We start from the raw sequence: 24,237 nt of genomic DNA, 5'->3' as shown, positions 1-24,237 counted from the left end.
TATTGTTAATAAACTAACAATATCACAACAAATAACAAGCTGTATATAAAAACAGTTGTTGGGTTATCATTTACTAGTAAATATTTAAAGTTTACTTCAAGGTATAAGGTGATATTAATCAGAAAATAACTTTTCAAACCAAGATCGTTCATCTACTTTTTCTTTCAAGCAACCATCTTTTACTGTTATTCCAGCCGATATTGCAGGGTAAGCTTTAGTATTATCGCACTGCTCTGACACTGCATGCCCTGTTTTTTCCTCAAATAAGGTTGTCGCTATAGCCTCAGGTTTAATGCGCGTTTTATTCACAACGCCTTGCTTTTTAAGAAAGTCAGAAAATAATACCAAAGCTCCACTACTTCCGGTTAAGCCAGTTGGTTTATTATCATCTTTACCTAACCACGTAGTAACTAAATGCTGGTCATCATATCCAACAAACCAGCTATCACGTAAATCATTACTGGTACCTGTTTTTCCCGCTAGCTCATTATTTTTTAATCGCCAAGTCAGCGATCTGGCGGTGCCTGTTTTAGTAACCTGCGTTAAAGCATAATCCATTAAATAAGCAGCATTCGTTGAAATAACTTGAGCATTACTCGCTTGATATTGCCATAGGGTTTCCCCCTTGTTGGACGTAATGATGTTAATTGTATGCGCCTGTTCAGCATAGCCTTGATTAGCCAGCGATAAATACAACTGATTAATCTGTAAAGGTGACATGTTAATCGCCCCCAGTAGCATTGACGGTCTCATAACAATATCTTCGTCAAAACCAAATAAATGAATCGCTTTGGCCACATTATCTAACCCTAAAGCCATACCTAAATTGACAGTAGGAATATTAAGCGAATTGACTAAACCATCAATTAACGGTACTTGATGACGATACTTGCCATCATAGTTTTTAGGTTGCCACGCAGCTTCGGCTTGGCTCCCTTGCTTACTAGTTGTATCTACGCCATTTGTTAAGGTTATAGGTTCATCTGCCAATAAAGTAGCAAAATTAAATTGTTCATAACGCTCTAAAGCCGCTAAATAAATAGCCGGTTTGATTAATGATCCTATAGGACGTTTCGCATTTATTGCCCGATTAAAACCTGCGTAACCAGCTTTTCTATCGCCAACTAATGCCCTAATTTCAGCACTGTTAATATCGGTCACAATCATTGCAGCTTGTAAATCAGTTTGCTTATATTTTTGTTCGAGTGCCGTTAACTGACTGGTAACCGTTTGTTCTAGAAATTGCTGTGATAAGTGAGAAAACCCCGTAAATACGCGAATACCATTTTTTTGCTGAACAGAGGGTAACAATTGATTTAACTCTTGCTGTACTACTTGTAAATAAGCGGGGTACTCTTGCGCTTTGAAGCGTCTATTTTTACGTATTGATAACGGCGAACTAACCCTTTGTTTAAACTCTTCGACCGTAAGAAAGTTTTCTTCAAACATAAGTCTCAAAACCAAGTCTCGACGTTCTTTTGCTCTAACAGGGTTTCGCCATGGATCGTAATAACTTGGCCCTTTCACTTGTGCAACTAACAACGCTATTTGTGCACTATTTAATTCTTCAAGTGTTGTGCCAAAATAGAATTTAGCTGCTAAGCCAAACCCATAAATACCATTCGCATAATGTTGACCTAAATAAACCTCATTAATATAGGCTTCAAGTAATTGATCTTTGCTATAGCGCACTTCAATAATGATAGCCATTATTGCTTCTTTCACTTTACGCGTCAGGGTACGTTCTTGCGTTAAAAACATATTTTTAACTAGCTGCTGAGTTAGCGTGCTCCCGCCTTGAACAGTTCGCCCTGCAATAATATTATTATAAAGCGCACGTAAGATACCTAAAGGAGAAATACCTTGGTGATGATAAAACTCACGATCTTCAATCAGTAATAATGTATCTAATAATAACGTAGGAGTATTTTCTAAGGCCGTTAAGATACGATCTTCTTTGTTATTAGGGACTAATCGAGCGAGTAATATGGGCTCTACCTGTAATGAAGTTACGGGAACATCATCAATAAAAAGCTGACTTATTTTCCCCGCGGAAACATCAATTGTTAGTTGAATGGCATCAGTCGTAGTAACGGTATGTGTTTGTGGAAAAACAAACGGACGACGGTAGATAATAATTCGATGGGCTGATTGAGCATACTGTCCTGAAGCAGTAACAGTTCTTACTTTTTTATAGCCATTTAATTTTAACGATTGTGCTAAATGGTTAAGGTTGAGTCGCTCACCAATTACCAACGATTCAATTTTACCATAGACTTGTGCAGGTACTTGCCAACGTTGCCCTTCAAACGTTTGCTGCACTTTTGCATCAAGGTAAATAGTAAAAATAGCCAGCGTAAAAAAAAGCGCAATTGCAAGTTTTACACCTATAACAGTAATGCGACGCAACCATGCTCTTTGAGGTTTACTAACATTTTTACCCTGCTTTGATTTAACAGTATTTTCTGCTTTATTACTTTTCTTCTTTGTTGTCATTTAGGTATAAAATCCTAGCATTGATGAGTATATGATATTTACCATTTATTAAATCATTAAGTGTTAAAATGTCGTCGTTATCTTAATGTTATACCTTAGTAAATTCTATAGAATCACCAGTATCCGCATTAATAACAAATGCTTCTATTTTTTGATTTTTGTCACTTATTTTAAGCAAACCTATACCGCTACCATTATACAAACTCATGTTCGAGTCATCACTGAATTTACGTACTTTAATTTTCATGCGCCTACGTTTTGTAAACCAATTAAGCGGTGAATATGTGGCATATAAAAAGCGATTAAGTTTTTCCAGTGTATTTAATAAAGTAGAAGGAAATTGATTTTTAATACCACTACAGGTTACTTGTAATATTTTTGAATGGCTTCGTATAAATCTATGTGTAACTTCATAAACAAAAGAATAGTGAACATCGCCCGATAAGATAATAAAGTTTGGCGGTGTTTTGTAATGCCGAAAAATATTTAGCATAACATTCGCTGTACCTGGGTGCGCCATCCAATTTTCAGCATCAACCAGTAAAGGTTTACCAAAAAAAGTAAATATACGCTGTATGGTTTCAATTAATTTTACTCCATATATTGGTGCAGGGGAAACAACAATAACATCAGTTTCATTTATTAATTCTTGTTGTAATTCAGATAACGATTCCCAATCCATTAAACCTGAGGGTTTTCCTGCATTACTTTCAGAGCGCCAGCGTCTTGTGCGGGTATCTAACACCACTACTTTAGGTGAAGTGGCCAAAGTATAATGCCATTCTTCCCAAGAAAATAACTTATTAATTAATGACGTATGCTCTTCTATGCCGACGTCAGTAAAGTGCTTTGGAATATCCTCATTCAGTGCGGTAAATTTGTCAGGCGCATTTCCCCACCCTTGGCACAACCAATAACCAATTAATGCATTACCTAAAATATACTTAGAAAAACTATTGTTATAGGCCGCTTCCTCCCAACCTCGCGTTAAATTCCAGTCATCTGTGACATCGTGATCATCAAAAATCATATAACTCGGTAAATGTGCCATCGCACGTCTAACCTTTGTTAATCCCGATGAAAAATCATTAATAACAATCAGCTCATCTTGATATTTTTGCTGAAATGAAAGAGGAATATTCGTCTGTTTTTCTAAGGATAAATCAACAACGCCCCATAACTCTGGCGACCAAACTAACAAATACATTGCCATGACTTCAGCAAACGTCACTAAATGATTTTTGGCATTATCAGATGTGAATATAGGTTGCTTATTAAGCGAGAGATATTTATTAATACCGCCTCGATTAACGCGTTCGTGAGGTAATATTTTTTCTCTCTGATAATAACAAAATGGGCTATCTAACAGTTGTTGATTATTATGTATATGAGGAGAGTTCGAAGACTCATTACGCCATGATTCATCGAATAAACCAAGTAATGTTATCACTTGATGAATAGCAACCAGCATAGGTCCTGACACATCATCAGCATAGACTTGATCACCTGACATCATTAACATTGAAGGCCGTTGTTCAGCTGAAAAATCACTTCCTTTTAATAAGTTATCAACTTGGCATAACGCATCACTACTTTTAAAGTGAGGTTTTCGACAAGAGCCATGCAGTATTTTATTAATATTTTTCTTAATAACAAAGCTAGGTAGACTTTGGTTCGGGTAAACCAGATCGGGTAATAACTCGACTAAGCCATATTCTGTAACGCCGTCTTTGAAACAAAAATCATATGCTAATAACTCATTTTCAGGTAAACCGTCAGTTACTTTGATTGAAATAAGATTGATAAATGCCTGCTTACCAACTTGAATTTGTTGTAGTTCCGCAGAATCTAAATGCTTATCAAAAATTACATTATGATCTTTAACCATCACTATTTTACAAGCAATACTATATTTTTGTGTTGTTACCAACCAAAAGTTAACTTGGTCAACATCACAATGACGGACAACAGGGCCAGCAACAATTGATGATAATGGTGTTTGAGTGCTAATAAGAGACCTCGAAAAAGTAAAGTATTTATAGTATGTTAAAGATCTAAGCAAATGATATATCTCTATTTAACTACAATTATTATTCATATTCAAAATGCTAATTGATACTTTTTATTACATACGGCTTATTTTGGCTTAATAGAACGGCCTGCTTTTTCAGAAAAAGGGTCAATAGGCCATCGATGTCGAGGGTATTTAGCGCGCATATCTTTAGCAACTTCAACATAAGACCCGCCCCAAAAGTTAGCTAAATCACTGGTTATTTGTATTGGCCTTCTAGCAGGTGATAACAGTTCAAAACGCAGTGCAACGCTATTACCTGCCAATATGGGAGATGCAAGCTCACCAAATAACTCTTGCAGTACAACAGCAACGGTAGGCTCTGAGTTTTTATCATACAAGATGGACACTTTTTTATTGCTCGGTGTGGTATAGGTTATTGGTGCTTCTTGCTCAAGTATTTTTGATTCTTCATAAGTTAATAATGAAGATAAGAGCGGCAGTATTTTCACCTGTTTTAATTCCGATATTTTTTTAATATTGGTAATGTAAGGCAACAACCAATTTTCGGCACTTTCCATAATTAACGCTTCTGATAGCACAGGAAAACCCTCCATCTTACTACCAAGCCATTCGACTCTTTTTAACCAATCTTCACACTCCTGAGTCCAGTGCAATATACTTTTAGCATCGGTTTTTATCAGAGATTGAATACTGTCTAATATAAACTCTGCGGGGACATCATTACTTCTTGTTTCCTCAATAATTAAACTGCCATATTTTTTCAGTCTTCTTGCATATACTCGGCTATTATTGGCTGCTAATTCATAGTCTATTTTTTCTGAAATTTGGTGAGAAAACTTGTCAACTAAAAGATGTTTATTAAAAGTAATAGCACTAAAAACACGGCCTTCTTTGGTTTGAGCATCACAATCATTAACCACTAAATATTCATTATTAATAAGCGGATCTTCTTCTGCCAGATAAACGCCCTTACCATTCGCTAATTGATATTTATGGCTATTAGCTGAACGCCTTTTCGCTAACCTTTCTGGAAACGCTAACAACAATAAATAGGCGGCGATATCAGGCATACCTGAGATGTCTACTTTACTTTTCTTATGTTGTATCAATGACTGCAGTGTCCGAACATCTCTAACGACCGTTTTCAGCGTATTTCTATTAACATAAGCTTTATTAATATTGTCTGTATCACTCTCAATCAAAACTTGTAATCGCATCAATAAATCGGCACTACCGCCACCCTGTAATATATCTCGCTCTGACAAAAGAGCAGCAAGATTACACGCAATTTCGCGCTCTTGCTTGTCATTGGCAGCCAACATCATCTTGGCTAACCTTGGATGAATTGGTAGCCCACTTGCTTTTTTACCAAGTGCAGTGATCTTTCCTAAAGTGTCTAACATTCCTAGTTTTACGAGTAAATCTTGAGTTGAATCATAATGGGCTTTTGGCGGGGGCGTTAACCAATTGATTTCTTCATAACTTGCATGGCCAGCACTAGCAAGCTCTAACACTGCATCAGCTAAATCTGCATTTAAGATCTCTTCTTCTTGATAGTCTTTCAACGATCTGTGTTCGGATTCACTCCACAATCTTAAGCACTTGCCTTGAGACAACCTACCGGCACGGCCTTTGCGTTGCTCAGCTGAGGCTTTTGATATCGTTGTTGTTGTTAGCTTTGACATGCCACTTGAAGGATTGAAAATAAGTGTCTTTTCAAGTCCTGAGTCAATAACACAGGTAATCCCTTCAATGGTTAAACTCGTTTCTGCAATGTTGGTGGTAAAAATAACCTTTCGAGTGCCTTGGGGTGCTAATGCAATCGCCCTTTCCTGCTCTTCTAATGGCAATGCACCATATAAGGCAATAAGTTTAAGATTTTGATGGGCTGAAAATACGGTTGTCGCCTGTGAAATACACCTTTTGATATCAGCAACTCCGGGTAGGAATACCAAAATATCACCTTCATCTTGAATAACATTAGATATCGCTTTACAGACATTTGATGCTAATTGTCTGTTGTCAGTTTTCTGATGAGAAACACTAACAGGATAAGCCCTCCCTTTACACAACATTACAGGGGCATCATCAAGGTACTTTGATACTAAATTAGTGTCTAGTGTTGCTGACATCACTAACAAACGGAGATCTTCGCGGATCACTTGTTGAATTTCGAGCGAAAGCATAAGTGACAAATCAGTATTAATAGAGCGCTCATGAAATTCATCAAAGATGATCAGCCCAACACCGTCTAATTCAGGATTTGACTGAAGCCTTCTCGTTAACACGCCTTCGGTTAGAATTTCAAGCCGAGTTGCTGCAGATATTTTCTTATCATTTTTGACTTGGTAACCAACCGTTTCCCCAACTTTTTCACCTAGGCATTTAGCTAAGTAATTAGCAATTGATCTTGCCGCCATTCGTCTAGGCTCTAGCATAATAATGCGCTGACCATGTAAGAAGTCAGCATTTAATAACTCAAGCGGCACAACCGTAGATTTACCAGCGCCAGGCTCGGCTTGTAATACGACATTAGGGTTGTTTTTTAGCTCACGCAGTAGGCCAGCTAATATGTTATGAATTGGAAGGCTAATTTTTTAATACTCTATTTTATTAATAAGGACAAATTTAAAAGATCAACATAAATTATTTTATAAGTATGAAGTAATAATGTTAACGGTGCGATGATAAAATTGTCTAGATGAATAGAGATTTTATTGCTTTTGTACCAAATAAAATTAAGCCCTGGCAATAACATTCATTACCAGGGCTTCTATGTTTTTCGTCGCTAATCTCTTAACGACGTTAGCTTATATTGCGTCTGTTTCGGCAAATATTTATCAACCCTTTAGTTGAACCATCTTCGTGCAAAGGTATATCCACATTCGACAACTTACTAAATATCTCATTTCCAAGGGCTTTCCCTAATTCGACCCCCCATTGATCAAATGAGTTTATTTGCCAAATAACACCTTGCACAAACACTTTATGTTCATACAATGCAATCAGGCTACCTAACGCTTTAGGGGTTAATTTAGGCATAAGTAAAGTATTGCTAGGTTTGTTACCTTTCATCACTTTATGAGATGACAAGTAACTGATTTCATCAGTGCTACATTTTGCTTTTGTCATTGCGGCAATAACTTGCTCTTCTGTTTGACCTTCCATTAACGCTTGGCTTTGCCCTAAACAGTTAGCGATTAACATATCGTGATGATCAGAAATATCTACATGTGGGTTAAGCGGCAAAATAAAATCTACTGGTATAGGAGTTTTACTTTGATGTATCAATTGATGAAATGAATGTTGTCCATTCGTGCCTTCACTTCCCCAAATAATCGGGCCAGTATCGTAGTTAGTTTCTTTATTATCTAAATTGACCGATTTACCATTACTTTCCATATCAAGCTGTTGTATGTAAGCTGGCAACCCGCGTAAATAATGGTAATACGGTAATAATACTTGCGATTGTGCACCATGAAAATTTCGATACCAAATGCCCAATAACGCCATAATGACAGGCATATTTTCTTCAAATGGTGCTTTTCTAAAATGTTCATCCATTTCAAATGCACCATTTAAAAACTCTAAATAGTTGTCAAAACCAATACCAATGGCAAGTGGTAAGCCAATGGCTGACCAAATTGAGTATCGTCCACCAACCCAATCCCACATTGGAAAAATATTTTTTTCACTGATACCAAAACGTTTAGCAGCTTCAACATTGGCTGATACACAAGCAAAGTTATGTTGAATGTCACTAATGTCAGCTTTTTCTAAAAACCATTCTTTAGCTGTTTCAGTGTTTCTTAACGTTTCTTGCGTAGTTAAGGTTTTTGATGAGGTAATTATCAAGGTTGTTTCTGGATCTAATCCTGACAACACATCATGAATATGGCAACCATCGACATTGGCGACGTAATGTACATTTAAGTGTTTTTGACGATAAGGCTTTAGTGCCTCAGACATAATTTTAGGGCCTAAAAATGAGCCGCCAATCCCAATTGCGACTATATCTTTAAATGCCTTGCCGCTATAACCTTTGGTAACACCTGAAGAAACATCATCCACAAAACTTTTTATTTTGTCTAAAGTGCTTTTTACTAATGGCATTACATTTTCACCATCAACATGCACGGGTTCATCAGAAAAATTACGTAGCGCTGTATGTAACACCGGACGATTTTCCGTGGTATTAATTGGCTCACCTGAAAACATTTGTTCTATTTTTTCTTTAACACCACATTGATTAGCCAACTCAACAAGTAACGCTTTAGTCTCTGGTACTAAGTGATTTTTTGAATAATCTAAAGTTAATCCAGAGGCTGATATTGTAAATTTATCAAATCGCTCAGGATCCATACGAAACAATGATTTTAAATGAATTGATTTACTGTCTAAATAGTGAATTTGTAAGTTTTGCCATGCCAGTGAATTAGTTAACATGTTTAATAAGCCTTTATAATAAAATTTAAGTTTGTTTCAATAATTGAATCTGACATCACCAGCTAGCTCAGTCATCATCATTAATTTCGCATAACGCTAGTAAATATTGTAGATTTTACGCAATACTCAATAAGCGTTCAGCCGTATATTCATTGGTGATTAAACCATTAATTAGTTTAGATCTAAGCGCACCTAATATTGCTAATACCTTTTCTTCCCCCGCTGCAATAGCATACACAGGTTTCTCTGGATTTACTTTCAAAGGAGTACTGGCAACTCGTTGATTAACAGTGCAATCAATCAAATTACCGTCAACATCTAAAACCCAACTAATTAACTCTCCTACCGCGCCTTTCGTTTGTAACTCTTCAAGCTCTTCAGGACTAACAAAACCGTCTATATGCAGCGGTGAGTTAATGGCTAAATTACCTACCCCAATAAAAGTAACATCAGCTTGTGACGCTAATTTTAAATTATTCGCAATATAGCGCTGCGCATGCAATTGCTCTTTTTCTTCTTTGCTACTTGGAAGTACAGGTAAAGGCATAGGGTAATGCTTGGCATTAATATGTTCAGCCATACGCATCACAACATCATAGGATGAAGCCGAACCATCTAAAGCCATATTTCCCAATAAAGCAACTATTTGATGCTGCTCACAGTTCAATAACGTCAATTCTTCTACACAAGCGCGTAAAACTCGTCCTGTTCCCATCGCAATTACTTTCGGCTCTGGTGACTTTAAATGAAATTCTATTTCTTTAGCGCCAGCTTGAGCAAGCCCTAATGTAGAATTAGGCGCACTATTATCACTGGGCACAACAATGCAAGAGGTTAATCCAAAACGACTTTTAAGCTGGAGTTGCAGGTCCATACATTTCGCTATTGGATGCTCTAACCTGACTTTAATCAAGCCTTCGCTGACGGATAATGCCACCATTCGCTGCGCTGATTGACGCGATATATTGAGTTTTTTAGCTATTTCTTCTTGCGTATTACCTGCAACGTAATATAACCAACCGGCTTTAGCAGCATCGTCTAACTTTCTTATTTCTGACTTAGATCGCTTTAACACGTGTTACCTCTCGATGTTGCATGATGAAATAAGCGAAGGTACTTGCTCAAATAATTGTGACCAATGTTCTATAGTGCAAACGCGACTAAGGTTATCACTATTACTGCCATCAGATATTTGAGTCAGAATATTTTTACTGTTCAGGTGGCTCGCACCTACATACCTAATAACATTCATATTGGCCGCTTGGGCTGCGCAAACACCAGCATGAGAGTCTTCTATCACTAAACAGTTTTTAGCTGCTACCCCCATTGAATTGGCGGCATGTAAAAATAAATCAGGGGCAGGTTTACCGTGTTTAACCTCTGAAGAAGTAAATACCTTGCCAGCAAAATAGTCTTCAAGCTTGGTATAATGTAACGAGTGTTTTACTTTTTCTGGACTACCACTTGTCGCAACACAACTGTCTATTTTAAGCTGAGATAGCATCCACTCAAGATCATTGGTCTGTTGCAGTTCTACAGCAAACACGTTAATCAGTTCTGCTCGATAGCGTTCACGAAATTCACTCGTCAGCTTGACTGAAAAGTCTTCAAAAACTTTCGCGGTGACATGCTTAAAATTAAAGCCTAAAAAGTTAGTGAGGAAATAGTCTTCAGAGACAACAACGTCTAACTTTTTTAGCATACCTAGCAGTACACGCTGACTTAATATTTCACTATCGACTAATACACCATCACAATCGAAGATAATTAATTTTATCGGCTCATGTGGAGATAAAGCTATAGATTTGTTCAACTCTACTTATCCTTATTGAGTTTTGGTCAATTACTGAGTTAATCAGTTAGTTAATCCAATAGATACTACTACAATCATACCAAATTGATTCAATTATTACCCATGGAGTACTAATTAAAAGTTAAGTCGCTCCAGATGATAGTTCTGCAATATAATAAATGACTGTATTAGCCAATTAATCTCACTTAATAAACGGTTTAATAGGAGGCTTAAACGATATTTTAGCCTCCATCTATTACTAATGATGGATTAACTGTCGTTACATTGGGTTGATAAACTGTTCAATATCTTTAATTGATAATTCAGGTGTCGCACCATGATTTTGAGCCACCATAGCACCGACAGCACAGGCAAAATCAACCGCATATTGTGCATTGGTTGTATTGCATAATTGATAGATCAAAGAACCTAAAAATGAATCACCAGCCCCTACCGTATCAACAACCTTAATTAAAAAACCTGAGTTATAATAATTTTTATCATTAATTTTAAGTAACGCACCATGAGAGCCTTTGGTAACGCACATATAGGGTGTATTGGTTTGTTCAGCAATAAACTCAAGGTTTTGTTCTAACGAGTTAAACTTAGAGCCCATAGCATGCGCGATTTCGTAAAGTTCATCATCGTTCAGCTTAACAAAATCTGCTTCTTGCATTAGTTCAACTAAGGTTTCTAGTTGGTAATGCGGTTTGCGTAAGTTCACGTCAAAAATCTTAAACTTGGCTACCTTTATTAACTCTCTTAAAGTATTTAATGAGGTAGCTTGACGACAAACTAAACTACCAAAAACAAAAATATCAGCAGACGTCACTTGCTCAATAAGGTCTGGAGTTAAGGCAATGTTATCCCAAGCAGTGTCCGCAACAATTTCGTAGGAAGCTGAGCCACTTTGATCTAATGTCACTTCAACCGTACTGGTTTTCTTTTCAGAATTAATTGCAATAAAATCAGTGTTCATTTGTCGATCTTTTATTTGATCAACAATTTCATGACCTAAAACATCATCACCCACAGCACTGAGCATTTGTGCTTTTATACCAAGAGAATTTAAGCGTAAACAGACGTTTAGCGGCGCGCCACCTAAACGTTTACCACTAGTAAAACAGTCCCATAACACTTCACCAAAGCAGTTAATGGTGATTTCACTTGGCGCTTTATCATTGATGAATAAGCTATTCATTATAATTTCTCCGCTGCTAGTTTTTGGTTAAGGGTATTCTTCATAATATTTTTGATATTACTGATTGGTAAATATAATTCATCAATCGCGTTGCCATACAACTCACTAAAAACAGGTTGTTCAATGAGATCACCAAACAAGCTATTAATTCTTAAGAAAGCTAACTTATCTTCAGTGGTTTTATGCGCATACTTAGCAAGATCATTTTTCATTGCATCTTGAATATCTAACGCTTCTAACGCTTGGTTAACTTGTTTGTCACTGTATAAACACCATGTTGCAATAACTAACGTAGCAAGTGAACAGTCACGCCCAAGCGCTAAGTTTTCATTTATGGTGGCGATTAAAAACTTAGGTAATTTAGCTGAACTTTCAGAACAAATACGCGCTAAACTATCTTTAATGTTTGGGTTTGAAAAGCGTTCAATTAACGTGTCTTTGTATTCATCGAGATCAATACCCTCTAATTCATCAAGTAGCGGTGTAACTTCTAAGTCCATAAAAGCACGTAGATATTGGGCAAAATCTTTATCTGATACGGTTTCATCTATTGTTGCATAACCATGGATTGAACCTAATAAACCTAATACTGAATGACCTGCGTTCAATAAACGTATTTTCATTTTTTCAAATGGTGTTACATCTGTGACAAACTGCGCACCAACTAAATCCCAATTAGGACGACCATCACTGAAGTTATCTTCAATTACCCATTGTGAAAATGATTCACAGGTAATTGGCCATTCGTCGATTAAACCAAAAGTATCTGCCACATAGTCAATATCAGCTTTTGTTGTTACCGGGGTAATGCGATCGACCATAGCATTAGGGAACTCAACATGATCTTCAATCCATTGACTTAATTCAGGATCTTGTTGCTGAGTAAAAGTAAGTAGCATTTTACGTGTTACGGCACCGTTATGTTGAATATTATCACAAGACTGCACAGTAAAAGCTTTCATACCTTGGCTTTTACGTATTTGTAATGCTGCAGCAATATAACCAAATGCTGTTGTTGGATCTTCAGGATTGGCAATGTCGTGTATTATACTTTCGTTTTCTAAATCTAAATCGCCAGTAATAGGGTTTAGGTTATAACCTCCTTCAGTAATAGTTAACGACACAATTTTTGTATCGTTATGCGCTAGCTTGTCTACCACTGCCTGTTTACTATCTGGTGCAAAGATAAAGTCAATCATTGAACCAATAATTTTGTTATCTATTTCGCCATTTGGATGACGTACCACTAAAGAATACAAGTAGTCTTGTTTAACTAAAACATCACGTAAACCGCGATTATTTTCTAATAAACCTACACCACAAATTCCCCATTGCTCAGAGCCTGGTGTTTTTAATAATTCATTAATATATACCGCTTGATGGGCACGATGAAAACCACCAACACCAATATGAACAATACCCGGCTTAAGCTGACTACGATCATAAGTAGGAATATCAATATTGCTAGGTAAACTCGCTAATGTTAATTGGTTTAACGAGTTGCTTTGTGTTTCATTTAATGAAGTAATAGTCATGTTTTTTGCCTTACGGTATAGGATTAACCCTAAAAATATAGGCTGGATAACGCTAATTCAGGCTATCCAGTTTGTTGAATTGTATTTATTTACTTTTAAATTACTACTTGTTCAGCGCTTTTTGACGTTTTAGCGACATATAAGCGCTCGCGAAATAGGTGATAGTAAAGATAAAACAGTAAAATTCGAATTCCGCTTTATTTACATCATAAATATCCATGGTTTCACTGAAAAACATAACTTGACAAGCAAAGGCAGTAATAACCAATAATGAAATAACTGAGACAACATTTAATAGTTTGCTCATGACACTTGTATCAAGAATAAAAGGCTTATTGTTAGTAGCTTGCTTAACTTGATAAGCGACAATTTCTTGCTGCTCAAGTAATTCTGCCGCTTCTGCTCTGGTATAGTCTCGATCAGCACCATATTGCTTAGCTAAAAAGGTGTAAATAACAATGCTGAATATCCAAGTAGGGATGAATAAGTAATAGAAAGACATTACGTCTAAAATATTTAAACCAAAACCAAAAACTAAAGCTAAAGCCCAAGTAGCAATGGCAGGAATACTACGAGAAATATTTTGATATTTAGCCCAATAACGCGTTAAACCAACTTTTGGAAACAATACATGCTCTGCAAAAACAATACCGCCAACAGGAACAACTAATAAACCAGCGTAAGTTAATAATGGTAACATTTGAGAGAATACAAACGGGAAACAGGCAATAATTACGGTAACAACACCAACAATAGCGGTTGTTTTTTCACGTGATTGATTAACAAAAATAGACTGAGCAGCTAGCCCTGCACGATATAAATTAGCATTCGCCGTGGTCCAACCGGCAATAATAATAATAACAAAGCCAGTTAAACCTAATGCATGGTAAGCAACATCGCCTGGGTCTAATGAACTAATACTTGTTTTAAGTAATACCGCAGCACCTGCGCCCATAATACCTGCCGAAATCCAAGCTAAGTAATGCCCAAAAAACATACCAACACCAGAGAACAAGCCATAACTTTTACGTTTAGCAAAACGAAATATCGCCATATCAATTAAACCAAAGTGTGTAATTGAGTTGGCTGCCCAAGCGAAACCAATAACTTCAAACAAGCCAATACCTTTTTCACCATCACTGGTAAATCCAGTCCAAATAGAGCTATCACCAATAGTCATAAAATCACCCCACCCAGTTAAGGTGGTTGTACCTAAAACATGATTAGATAAGGCAGGGAAAAGCGTGAAAGAGCCCGCTATAAAAATAACAAATAACCAAGGCGCGCATATTTTAGAGAAGTCCGCAACGGTTGAGAAACCGTACATAGCAACAAACACAACAATAGAACCAACCGCTAAGACGATTGCCACAAACCAAAAACTATTTGGATACCAATTAAGTTGTGCAGGTATGTCGAATAAAAACCTGACCGCGGTAGAAGATACTGTGATCATGGCTGCAGAGATAACCGAGAAAATAACGACATTAGCCCAGTTATAAAGCTTGGTCATTGAATTACCAGCAATTTTATTAAGGTAATTATATAAACTTAAGCGAGTTTCAACAGCAATAGGTGCTGTTAATAACCACCAAGACATCATTGCTAATAAGTTACCGATAACTAAACCTAAAAGGATATCTTTGGTCGATGCACCTAAGGCAACAAAGGTTGCCCCAATAACAAATTCGGTCGCAGCAACATGCTCTCCTGCATACAAACCAGCGAAATGTTTCCAGCCATGTAATTTGCTTTTTGCAACGGGCATTTGTTCTTCATTTATATCACTAAATGAATTATCTCTCTGAATATCAGACATTTATCTTTTTCCCCATTTTCATTTTATAAACAAATATTAAGAGATAAATATGTGTTTCATATTTACGCCTCTATTATTTTGCTTTTATTTTATGTATTAACCGTAAATTCAGTAAGATCGAAAGTATTTGCGTAACAATCAGCAAAGTCAGACCTAGAAAAAATGAAACTATTATTTAGCGCAATAACTTCACTTTGTTTAAATATTTTATTTTTATAAATTACTAGGGCAAATGCCCAGATACCGAGCATAATCCCACCACAAGTTTATATAGTCAACAAATTTATTAATAAAAATAATGGTAGTTGTAGATAAACCTACAGTTAAATTTTAAATTAATTGATGTATTCATGGTAATAAAACTTATAAAATAAAAATAAAAACAATCACTTATAAAAAATAAGAAAAGGATCATCTAATTGATTTTGAATTAAAATATGATCAAATAATAGAAAGAGTGACTGCTTGGGGTACAGTAGTTAATACAAGTGTGTGATATCTAAGTGCTGATGGCTAAGCACCATTGAAGAAGAAGTGAAATAAAGTTAAGCCATACTAATCAAAACTATGGTCAGATTAGCTTGTTATTTTATGGTATAGACAAGGTATAAAAATGGCTTCAACCTGTTTGTTTATTGCGAACATAGCCTTGAATAACCATTTCATCGAGGTCTTTATTTTCTTGTTGCTGTAACTGCTCTTGTAAGACTTGATGGCGACTTTGTACAATCCCTTCTATTCCTTTGGTAAAGTTCATCTGCTTTAAACAGGCTTGCTGTTGACGTGATTCGTCATTTTGTGACTGAGTGATTAATGCACTTTGTTGGTTAGATAAGTTGTTCAAGATCACTTTCATACCTGAAAGATTTTGCAAGCATATAGATGATTTCATACTTACATTCTTTTCCATGCTGTCGATATGTTGCTGCAATAATTGTAAACGTTGTTGCTCTTGAGCACTACGCTGTTGTAATTCCGATTGTTTAGCTAGCATCTGATCAAGCTTATCTTTTTGCATATCTTTAAACTTAGTTAGCATTATACTTCCCCATTATTAATTCTAACTGTGTAGCTGAGTCTGAAAAATCAATTTTTTCATTAAGCTTTTGACACAAAAAATTTTCAATTTCTGGATATAACGTCACAGCGGCATCGAGTTCGGCATCTTTACCTGCTTGATACGCGCCAAGTGGAATAAGTTCATGAACTTGTAAATAGCGACTATATAATTTCTTTAATGTATAGCAATTTTGCAATTGCGATGGATTCACAATATTTGGCATAACACGACTAATAGAAGCACCAATATTTATCGCTGGGTAATGCCCTTTTTCAGCCAGCGTACGATCAAGAACGATGTGACCATCTAAAATTGCCCGAGCGTTATCGGCGATAGGATCTTGTTGATCATCACCTTCGGCCAATACCGTATAAATTGCTGTCATTGAGCCCTGGCTTTTTTCGCTATTACCTGAGCTTTCAACAAGCTGAGTTAATTTACTATAAACTGAAGGAGGATAGCCTTTCGAAGCGGGTAACTCTCCTACAGATAAGCCTATTTCTCTATAGGCTTGCGCATAGCGTGTTAAGGAGTCCATCAGTAGCAGCACATTAAGGTTTTTATCTCGAAAATATATAGCAAGTTGATGGCTTAACTCCGCAGCTTTAACTCTAAGTAAAGGAGAATCATCAGCAGGTGAAGCGATAATAATTGCTTTTTTTAAGCCTTCAGGACCGAGACTTTGTTCGATAAATTCCTTAACTTCCCAACCTCGCTCACCAACAAGCGAAACAATAACCACGTCCGCTGAGGTAAATTTAGTCATCATGCCCAATAGCTTACTTTTACCTACGCCTGACCCTGCAAATAGTCCCAGACGTTGACCTTTTCCAACAGTAAATAAACTATTGATGGCTCGAATACCAACATCCAATGGCTCAGTGACCCCTTTACGTTGTAGAGGGTTTAATTGAGTCGATTTTGAAAGCTTAAGCGCAACATTTTCTTGATCTTTTGCTAATGGCCCGAGGTCATCAATAGGATTCATTTGTGCATCAAGCACACGCCCTAACAATCGTTCATCAATACAGACAGAAGGCTCATTCTTGGCAACTCGAACACGAGCGCCAGCGTACAAATCTTGAATTTTATTCAATGGCATTAAATAGGCTTCAGACTCATGAAAACCAATAACTTCAACGTCATACCAAGTACCATCAATACCCTCAACTTGATACTTTTTCCCCATGGTGAAAACACCTCCTACTGCTGTCAGCGTCAAGCCATTTACACGGACCAAACGGCCGTAGCTTTGCAAGAGTGGTGGAGATGTTAACGCGCAAGTTGCTTTTCCTAAGCGCTCTAATAGGGTGCTAGTCATGAATTAATCATCACTCAATAGTGCTGTAGTTGCTTCATTTAGCAAGGCATCTAAGCGTTGCGAGAATGATAAACTATGTGTTTGCTGATCAGCAATTAGTTGAACATCACCTTGGGAGAGTTGTTCATCAAACGTAACTTGTGTAGTAAGCACCTCTAATGCAGCACCATCAAGCCAGTCTTTATCTGCTGATGAAAAAACAACCTCTTTGATCTTATCCCGTCCAGCTAATAACTCTATAGCTTGCTGAACAAGCACAATCATGCGCTGAGGCTGTATTTTTAGCTCACAATCTAAAACCGTTTTGGTGACTTTAGTAATTAAAACACATAACTCTTTAATAACGTCATCTGATTGTAAGTTAATATTTTTTTCAGACTGTTCAAATAGATCATTAAAGCGCAAAAGTAATGTTTGCTTATGCTCATCTATCTGCTCTTTAATTAAAGTTTCAACACGCTCATTCACTTCCTGAGCCATTTTTTCTTTTTGTTCCTCAATACTTTGACGAATTCCTTCATCGAAGCCTTTTTGCCAACCAAACTCTTCCGCCTGCTTTAAGCGTTGATGTAAGCTTTGCTGTTGATCGGTTTTTGTTAGCGTAGGAAATCGAAACGGTTCACTCATCATTAACCAGCCGTTTCTTCTTGGTAGAGTCTATAATCAACTTCACCTTTTTTGCTCATATCTCGTATTATGTTCATAATTTCCCGTCTAGCGGCTTCAACTTTGCTAACAGGTTGCGCCGATAAATTTTCGATTTGCTGTGTATATACTTGCGCCAAACGCTTAGGTAACGAGCTTAGTAGACGTTCCATAAAATCAGGTTTCGACCCTTTTAATGCCATGGTCCAAAGTTCATCTGGGATATCATTTAACAGTTGAGATAGTATTTCGTCTGACTGTAAAGTTAGACTACTAAAGTCATACATACGCTCTTGAATCGCATCAGCAACATTATTATCGTGCTTTTTCATTACCGAGATAATATGACTCTTATTACCACTGTATCGACTCATAATTTCAGCTACTTTATCAACACCATTGACCTGTGCACCAACTTGACAACCAACAAATTCAATACACGCTTCAATTGTCAAACGAATATCGTCCATTACATGTTCGCTTACTTCGCGTAAACTTGCTATTCGATACAATAAATCATCATGTTTTGGCTCTGGAAATAGTGATATAACAGCCGCCGCTTGCTCTGGCGGTAAAAAAGCCAAAAATAGTGCCTGCATTTGTACATGTTCTTGCTCTAAAAAGCGCATAATAAGTTCGGCAGGCACCCATTCCAAACGACGTAAATCATCATTCATAGCCCCACCGTAAATATCATCAAGCATTCCTCGAGCAAGACGTCGACCTACAGCCTTATCTAAAGCACGTTCTAGGTATGCACGAGAAGCACCATTTACACCGCTTTCGTTACGATAACAATCAAAAAAGTGAGTCAGTGTATTAGCAACATCATTTTTAGTAATATTTGATATTTTTGCCATACGCTCTGAAATAGCTTTAACTTCACGTCGACCTAATTTACGTATCACACTTGCCGCATTTTCTTCACCCATACTGAGTAATAAAATAGCGGCACGGTCTAGCGCTGGTATTGATATAGCGGCACGGTCTGGACCCGGTACCGATATATCTATACCATCATGATTTTCCTGATTCACTTTCAACCCCTTGCTCTACCCAATATTTAATGACTGATGTCACACGCTCAGTTTCACGGCTAGCCAATAATTGCATATGCGCAATTTGCTCTTCGAAATCACTACCGACTTTAGGTAATGCAATAGTAGAGTTAGTATTAGCGTTTGCGTTAGCGTTTGCGCCAGCAGCGTTATTTTCTTCAGTTGTACTTTTCTCAAGTGCGTCATCCAACGGTGTACTTTGACGCTCAAAAGGATGCTCTGAGCTAGCGCCATTAACTTGATTTTCAACAAGAGTTGCAGCAGGTGCAGTAATATTTTTACCTTTAATTAAATGGTTAACAAGCGGACGAACACCAAATAAAATAAGTACTAAGCTTATTAATAAACCGAAAATATAACGCGCATATTCTCTAACTTCAGGCATCTGCCACCACTGTAAACCTTCACCAGGGGCGAGTACTTTTGCCTCAACAAAAGCGAAACTAGTAATATTGAATTGATCACCACGCTCTAAATTATATCCTGTTGCGGTTTTAACCATTTGACCTAAAGCATCAAGGTTTGCTTGTTGCCAGCCCTCTTCAGAGCCTGATGCAGCCTCGTTTACCAGCACAGATAGACTCATATTAGTTAAACGACCAACTTCGTAACGCGTATGTGTTACAGATCGACCATTTTCATATTCACGACTGCTCTCACTGCGCTCAGAGATTCGTTCATTATTGTCTTCTTCCCCATCAGCCTCAGGTAATGGTGGTTGATTCGCAAGTGCTCCCGGTATACCACCGGCAAATTGGTCTTCCGTTGAGTCTGATTTTAATCGCTCTTGCTTAAGAACATTTTGCGGGTCAACGGCTTCTTTCGTTTCTTCAACTACACTGAAATCGACTTCTGTTGAAACCTGAATTCGATAATTCCCTTCACCTAAAATAGGTAATAGCATGATCGATGCTCGTTGCTCGATATTACGCTCCACTTTTTCAACAAAAGCGAGTTTCTTATCTGTCTCTTTACCGATGGGAGTACTATCATATAAATTACCACTAAGTAACTCACCACGTTGATCAACAACAGAAACAGAACGTGGATCTAGCCCAGGTACACTGCCAATCACTAACGAGATGATAGCCTCTACATGTTCAGCTTTAAGCTCATGTCCTGGTGCTAAATCAACCATTACCGATGCCGCAGTTTTTTGCTCATTACGACCAACAAATAATGTACGTTTAGGAATAGCTAAATGGACACGGGCATTACGTACTCCTTGCATATTAATAATGGTACGAGCAAGCTCTCCTTCAAGCGCATGTTGATATTGCATTGATTCAATAAATTGACTAGTACCCATTGATACTTTACTGCCAATATTTTCAATACCTTCAGGCATAGAAGCTTTAATACCTCTTGCTGCTAAAGTGATACGGGCGTCAGCAAGTTTTTCTTGAGGGACCAAGATATTGCCGCTATCCGTATCTATTCGAAAGGTAATTTCTTCTTTATCTAAAATTTCAAGAATATTTGCTTTATCATAACTTTCTTGATTGCCATATAAAGGCACATAATTTTTTGCGGAAGTCCATAAAATAATAACAATAGTGGCTGCAACTAGGGTCGCTAACAATGCAATTGTTGCTACATTCTTCTCACCATGACTCGCTGCTGTACTGATTTTATTGGAAAAGTTAACCACTTTTTCGCGCAAGTTCACTTCATTACGTGGCTGTGAGTCAGCTTTTGTTAGTTCACCTTTCATACTTTAATACTTTCCCATTACAGTGACATGCGCATGACATCATCAACGCCATTTAACACTTTGTTTCGAATTTCCATTAACATAGAAAAACTTAAGCTAGCTTTTTGACTCGCAACCATTGCACCGACAACGTCATCACTACGCCCAGTATCTACAGCAGCCATCATTTGACCTGAAATATTTTGCTGCTCATTAATAGAGCGCACAACTGATTTAAAATCTCCGCTAATAGAATCACTTCTTCCATAAAACTGAGTATTAATTTCAGTAGACATAATTCTATCTGCAGTAATATCAGCAGGCACAATGCGATCGCTCGCAATTTGCTGCATATCAGTCATTTTACTCAGCATTAATCTTTGGCTTTCAATTGGTGACATTTTTAAATTCCTTACATTTAAGCTATTGCATCTATATCAATGCCATTTTCACGCATGGCAGCAAGTTTGTATCTAAGTGCACGAGTACTAACACCTAGTGCCTCTGCAGTCTGTTTTCGGTGTCCCTTAAAGCGACCTAATAAATCATATATATAATCAAATTCCGCTTGTTTTTTATTGTTTTTTAACTGGTTAGCACAAATATTTGCTGCTTTTTGAAAACAATGCGGTAAATTTAAATCACCGACTTGGATCTCTACCCCTCTAGCCATGACAATCGCTCGTTGAATTACGTTTTCTAACTCTCGAACATTACCTGGCCAGTTATAACAAAGTAAAATATCTTCGGCTTGTGGACTAAAACTAAATTTATCTGAGCCATACTTAGTAATAAAATGCTGTGCTAGTGGGAGTATATCTTCAGAGCGTTCTCTAAGCGTTGGACAACTAAGGGGGAGTACATCTAAACGATAAAACAAATCTTCTCTAAATAAGCCTTTTTCTACTTGTTCTCGCAATGGTTTATTACAAGAAGCTATTATCCTAATATCGAGCTTAATACGTTGGTGACTACCTAATCTCTCAACTTCTCGCTCTTGAATAACTCTTAATAACTTAGCTTGTAGTTCTAATGGTAATTCAGAAATTTCATCTAATACAATCGTACCACCGTTAGCTAATTCAAACTTACCGACTTGATTACTAGTAGCCCCAGTGAAAGCACCTTTGTTATAGCCAAATAACATTGACTCAAGCATATTCTCTGGAATTGCTGCACAATTAATAGCAACGAAAGGTTTATCCGCACGAGCAGACGCCTTATGAATAAAATGCGCCAACTTCTCCTTACCTGTTCCTGATTCCCCCATAATTAATACACTTGCATTCGTCTGCCCTGCGCGGTTAGCTAAGCGTAGCAATTGTTGAGATTTATTAGAAACAGCAATTAAACCTTCGGCTCCTTGCTTCATAGAATCAGCGTTACGGATAGTTAATTTCAGCTGTTCAGGAAAAAAAGGTTTAAGTAAAAAGTCAACTGCGCCGCCTTTAGTTAACGATAAGGAAGCAAGCTCACTTTGAGACGAATCAACAAGGGATATAATTTGTCCATGTTGACAAGTTCTACGAATGAGTATTACTAAGTCTACCAGCGACATTTGGTCATTATCAGCATCAATAAAAATCAACTGAGGCTTTAGGTCTAAACAGTAGCTAATTGCATCAGGTAGTGAATTAGTATGCAATAGTTTAAAGTTTTCACCACTTACAGCGCTTTCAATTTCTTGACTAGGCTTTGTATGTGCAAACCACAATAGGTATTTTTGATCCATTATTTTCTCCTTGCCCGAAATCAATTTGAGCGTCTAAATAAACGAACTAATACTCGTCTATTTGAAGATTTCCCAAGAATGGTACTATTGTTAGCAACAGGGTAACGCTGACCGTGCGCGCGTACTTCTAACATACTTTCTGGTAAGCCAAATTCGACTAAGCGAGCCGCAACATCATCAGCACGTTCTTTCGAAAGCAGTCTATTTGCTAGTGGTGAACCAACATCATCGGTATGACCATCTATCATCACTTTTTCAACGCTAGGATCTAATGCTATAAAGCGCGCTAAATCTTTTAAAAAAGTAATATCTGCTTGTTTTCTTACTATGCGTTCACCTAGTTCAAATTCAAATTCATGATCTCGTGCTTGATCCCACGATAATGGAGAAAGTTGGTGACGACAATCTTGATACTTTGAAATGACATTATCGCTAAAGGTATTTGCAAACGTTAGACGTAGTTCTTCATCACCAAAACCAACAATAGCATCGAGCCAAAAACCTTGTTTAATAGCTCGTAGTAACGAGGCGATTCCTGAATAAAAATAGACTTGCTGCTGTTCTATTTCAGATGAATTAAACATTATCTTAGGGGGTATTGTTTGTGCTGATTGCCAATCTGCTCGACGTGTAAAAACTTGCACATTGGTAATTTCACGATCAGTTAATAACCATCGAAGACTCAAGTTTTGAGGCTCTCCTGCTCTCGAGGTTACACTCAACTCTGCATATTCATCAATGGTTTGTGATAACTGACAAAAAAAAGAATCACCACTAACTTGCCAAGTGCTGTTTTCATAGGTTTGTTGAATATTACGCTCGGCATTACTGTACTGCGTAAATAATAAGGTGTAAAAAAAGAGAATAAAAATACAAAATTGACGGAAACAATTTAACATTTATGTACCTGTTCCTTGTAAAATATTAGCAATAAGCGGAACATCACATATAAGATGAGATGAAAAGTGCCGCTAAGTTAATGTAACTCCACGATCTTGACTTAATATTATTTTCATTAAGCTTTAGACTGGCAGTTTTGCGTCCTATTCTTTCAAATAGTTTGCTAGTTAATTTTCTTAGTTTATTCCTACCCGATTCCATAAAAAATAGTTATTAATTACTATTTCGATTCATTCATTATAAGTAAGCTCAACTGAATTGCAATCACCCATTATCAAATATACATACATAATTCGCATTTACTTCATATTTAATTAGGAATTAATGCGTTGTAAATAAAAGCTTTTTAATAAATTTAATTAAGCAAGTATTACTTTTTAACAAATAACACATGAAGACACAACCAAAACGATACTGTAAAAGTGTGACAACTAAGTGCATGCAAAAAAATAAATGCTAAAAAAACAAAACAAGTACTAATTTACTATATTTGAGCGCAGTTAT

Annotated in this window: 17 protein-coding genes and 1 riboswitch; all 17 genes read right to left on the bottom strand. The window is 37.0% G+C overall.

Going from position 1 to position 24,237, the window contains the following annotated elements:
- Positions 1-114: 114 nt before the first annotated feature.
- Entirely contained in the window at positions 115-2,496 is a 2,382-nt protein-coding gene (mrcB, locus tag KO509_RS15495) for a penicillin-binding protein 1B (RefSeq protein WP_215974172.1), read from the bottom strand.
- Positions 2,497-2,584: 88 nt separating this feature from the next.
- Positions 2,585-4,558: an alkaline phosphatase family protein gene (locus tag KO509_RS15490; RefSeq protein WP_252727640.1), complete on the bottom strand. Its 1,974-nt coding sequence runs from the start codon at positions 4,556-4,558 to the stop codon at positions 2,585-2,587.
- Positions 4,559-4,632: 74 nt separating this feature from the next.
- Complete coding sequence (gene hrpB, locus KO509_RS15485; RefSeq protein ID WP_215974300.1) at positions 4,633-7,113, bottom strand: ATP-dependent helicase HrpB; 2,481 nt, start codon at positions 7,111-7,113, stop codon at positions 4,633-4,635.
- Positions 7,114-7,336: 223 nt separating this feature from the next.
- The gene (gene pgi, locus KO509_RS15480) at positions 7,337-8,977 is read right to left on the bottom strand and encodes a glucose-6-phosphate isomerase (protein ID WP_215974171.1); all 1,641 of its coding nucleotides are present in this window, start codon (positions 8,975-8,977) and stop codon (positions 7,337-7,339) included.
- 115 nt (positions 8,978-9,092) lie between these two features.
- Positions 9,093-10,052, bottom strand: coding sequence for a sugar-binding transcriptional regulator (locus KO509_RS15475; RefSeq protein ID WP_215974170.1), 960 nt, complete (start codon positions 10,050-10,052; stop codon positions 9,093-9,095).
- A gap of 3 nt (positions 10,053-10,055) precedes the next feature.
- Positions 10,056-10,790, bottom strand: a complete 735-nt coding sequence (locus tag KO509_RS15470) for an HAD family hydrolase (RefSeq protein WP_252727639.1) — start codon at positions 10,788-10,790, stop codon at positions 10,056-10,058.
- Between the two features lie 259 nt (positions 10,791-11,049).
- Positions 11,050-11,970, bottom strand: coding sequence for a carbohydrate kinase (locus KO509_RS15465; protein WP_215974169.1), 921 nt, complete (start codon positions 11,968-11,970; stop codon positions 11,050-11,052).
- Entirely contained in the window at positions 11,970-13,505 is a 1,536-nt protein-coding gene (locus KO509_RS15460) for a mannitol dehydrogenase family protein (RefSeq protein ID WP_215974168.1), read from the bottom strand. The genes KO509_RS15465 and KO509_RS15460 overlap by 1 nt, the downstream gene beginning before the upstream one ends.
- A gap of 103 nt (positions 13,506-13,608) precedes the next feature.
- Positions 13,609-15,324 carry a hypothetical protein gene (locus KO509_RS15455; protein ID WP_215974167.1) on the bottom strand — a complete coding sequence of 572 codons (1,716 nt, stop codon included), beginning with the start codon at positions 15,322-15,324 and terminating at the stop codon, positions 13,609-13,611.
- A gap of 619 nt (positions 15,325-15,943) precedes the next feature.
- A complete protein-coding gene (locus KO509_RS15450) occupies positions 15,944-16,363 on the bottom strand; it encodes a hypothetical protein (RefSeq protein WP_215974166.1) in 420 nt (139 codons plus the stop codon).
- Positions 16,353-17,705: a FliI/YscN family ATPase gene (locus KO509_RS15445; protein ID WP_215974165.1), complete on the bottom strand. Its 1,353-nt coding sequence runs from the start codon at positions 17,703-17,705 to the stop codon at positions 16,353-16,355. The genes KO509_RS15450 and KO509_RS15445 overlap by 11 nt, the downstream gene beginning before the upstream one ends.
- 3 nt (positions 17,706-17,708) lie before the next feature.
- The gene (locus KO509_RS15440) at positions 17,709-18,335 is read right to left on the bottom strand and encodes a FliH/SctL family protein (protein ID WP_215974164.1); all 627 of its coding nucleotides are present in this window, start codon (positions 18,333-18,335) and stop codon (positions 17,709-17,711) included.
- Entirely contained in the window at positions 18,335-19,387 is a 1,053-nt protein-coding gene (locus tag KO509_RS15435; protein WP_303495283.1) for a FliG C-terminal domain-containing protein, read from the bottom strand. Before KO509_RS15435 ends, KO509_RS15440 begins: the two co-directional genes overlap by 1 nt.
- Positions 19,368-21,122, bottom strand: a complete 1,755-nt coding sequence (fliF, locus tag KO509_RS15430) for a flagellar basal-body MS-ring/collar protein FliF (protein ID WP_215974163.1) — start codon at positions 21,120-21,122, stop codon at positions 19,368-19,370. The genes KO509_RS15435 and fliF overlap by 20 nt, the downstream gene beginning before the upstream one ends.
- A gap of 17 nt (positions 21,123-21,139) precedes the next feature.
- Positions 21,140-21,502: a flagellar hook-basal body complex protein FliE gene (locus tag KO509_RS15425; protein WP_215974162.1), complete on the bottom strand. Its 363-nt coding sequence runs from the start codon at positions 21,500-21,502 to the stop codon at positions 21,140-21,142.
- A gap of 17 nt (positions 21,503-21,519) precedes the next feature.
- On the bottom strand, positions 21,520-22,833 hold the full coding sequence (locus KO509_RS15420) for a sigma-54 dependent transcriptional regulator (protein WP_215974161.1): 1,314 nt from the start codon (positions 22,831-22,833) through the stop codon (positions 21,520-21,522).
- Between the two features lie 20 nt (positions 22,834-22,853).
- Positions 22,854-23,732 carry an OmpA family protein gene (locus tag KO509_RS15415; RefSeq protein ID WP_215974160.1) on the bottom strand — a complete coding sequence of 293 codons (879 nt, stop codon included), beginning with the start codon at positions 23,730-23,732 and terminating at the stop codon, positions 22,854-22,856.
- A gap of 78 nt (positions 23,733-23,810) precedes the next feature.
- Positions 23,811-23,908, bottom strand: a riboswitch (cyclic di-GMP riboswitch).
- Between the last annotated feature and the right edge of the window lie 329 nt (positions 23,909-24,237).

The organism is Colwellia sp. C2M11 (assembly GCF_018860915.1).
Classification (GTDB): Bacteria; Pseudomonadota; Gammaproteobacteria; order Enterobacterales; family Alteromonadaceae; genus Colwellia.
The sequence above is the reverse complement of the archived record's forward strand: the minus strand, read 5'-3'. Positions and strand labels throughout refer to the sequence as shown.

Coding starts and splice junctions, on each gene's coding strand:
- KO509_RS15440 (WP_215974164.1), bottom strand. CDS start 18,335: ATGATGAGTGAACCGTTTCGATTTCCTACGCTAACAAAAACCGATCAA.
- KO509_RS15425 (WP_215974162.1), bottom strand. CDS start 21,502: ATGTCACCAATTGAAAGCCAAAGATTAATGCTGAGTAAAATGACTGAT.
- fliF (WP_215974163.1), bottom strand. CDS start 21,122: ATGAAAGGTGAACTAACAAAAGCTGACTCACAGCCACGTAATGAAGTG.
- KO509_RS15460 (WP_215974168.1), bottom strand. CDS start 13,505: ATGACTATTACTTCATTAAATGAAACACAAAGCAACTCGTTAAACCAA.
- KO509_RS15415 (WP_215974160.1), bottom strand. CDS start 23,732: ATGTTAAATTGTTTCCGTCAATTTTGTATTTTTATTCTCTTTTTTTAC.
- KO509_RS15450 (WP_215974166.1), bottom strand. CDS start 16,363: ATGCTAACTAAGTTTAAAGATATGCAAAAAGATAAGCTTGATCAGATG.
- KO509_RS15445 (WP_215974165.1), bottom strand. CDS start 17,705: ATGACTAGCACCCTATTAGAGCGCTTAGGAAAAGCAACTTGCGCGTTA.
- pgi (WP_215974171.1), bottom strand. CDS start 8,977: ATGTTAACTAATTCACTGGCATGGCAAAACTTACAAATTCACTATTTA.
- KO509_RS15420 (WP_215974161.1), bottom strand. CDS start 22,833: ATGGATCAAAAATACCTATTGTGGTTTGCACATACAAAGCCTAGTCAA.
- mrcB (WP_215974172.1), bottom strand. CDS start 2,496: ATGACAACAAAGAAGAAAAGTAATAAAGCAGAAAATACTGTTAAATCA.
- KO509_RS15465 (WP_215974169.1), bottom strand. CDS start 11,970: ATGAATAGCTTATTCATCAATGATAAAGCGCCAAGTGAAATCACCATT.
- KO509_RS15455 (WP_215974167.1), bottom strand. CDS start 15,324: ATGTCTGATATTCAGAGAGATAATTCATTTAGTGATATAAATGAAGAA.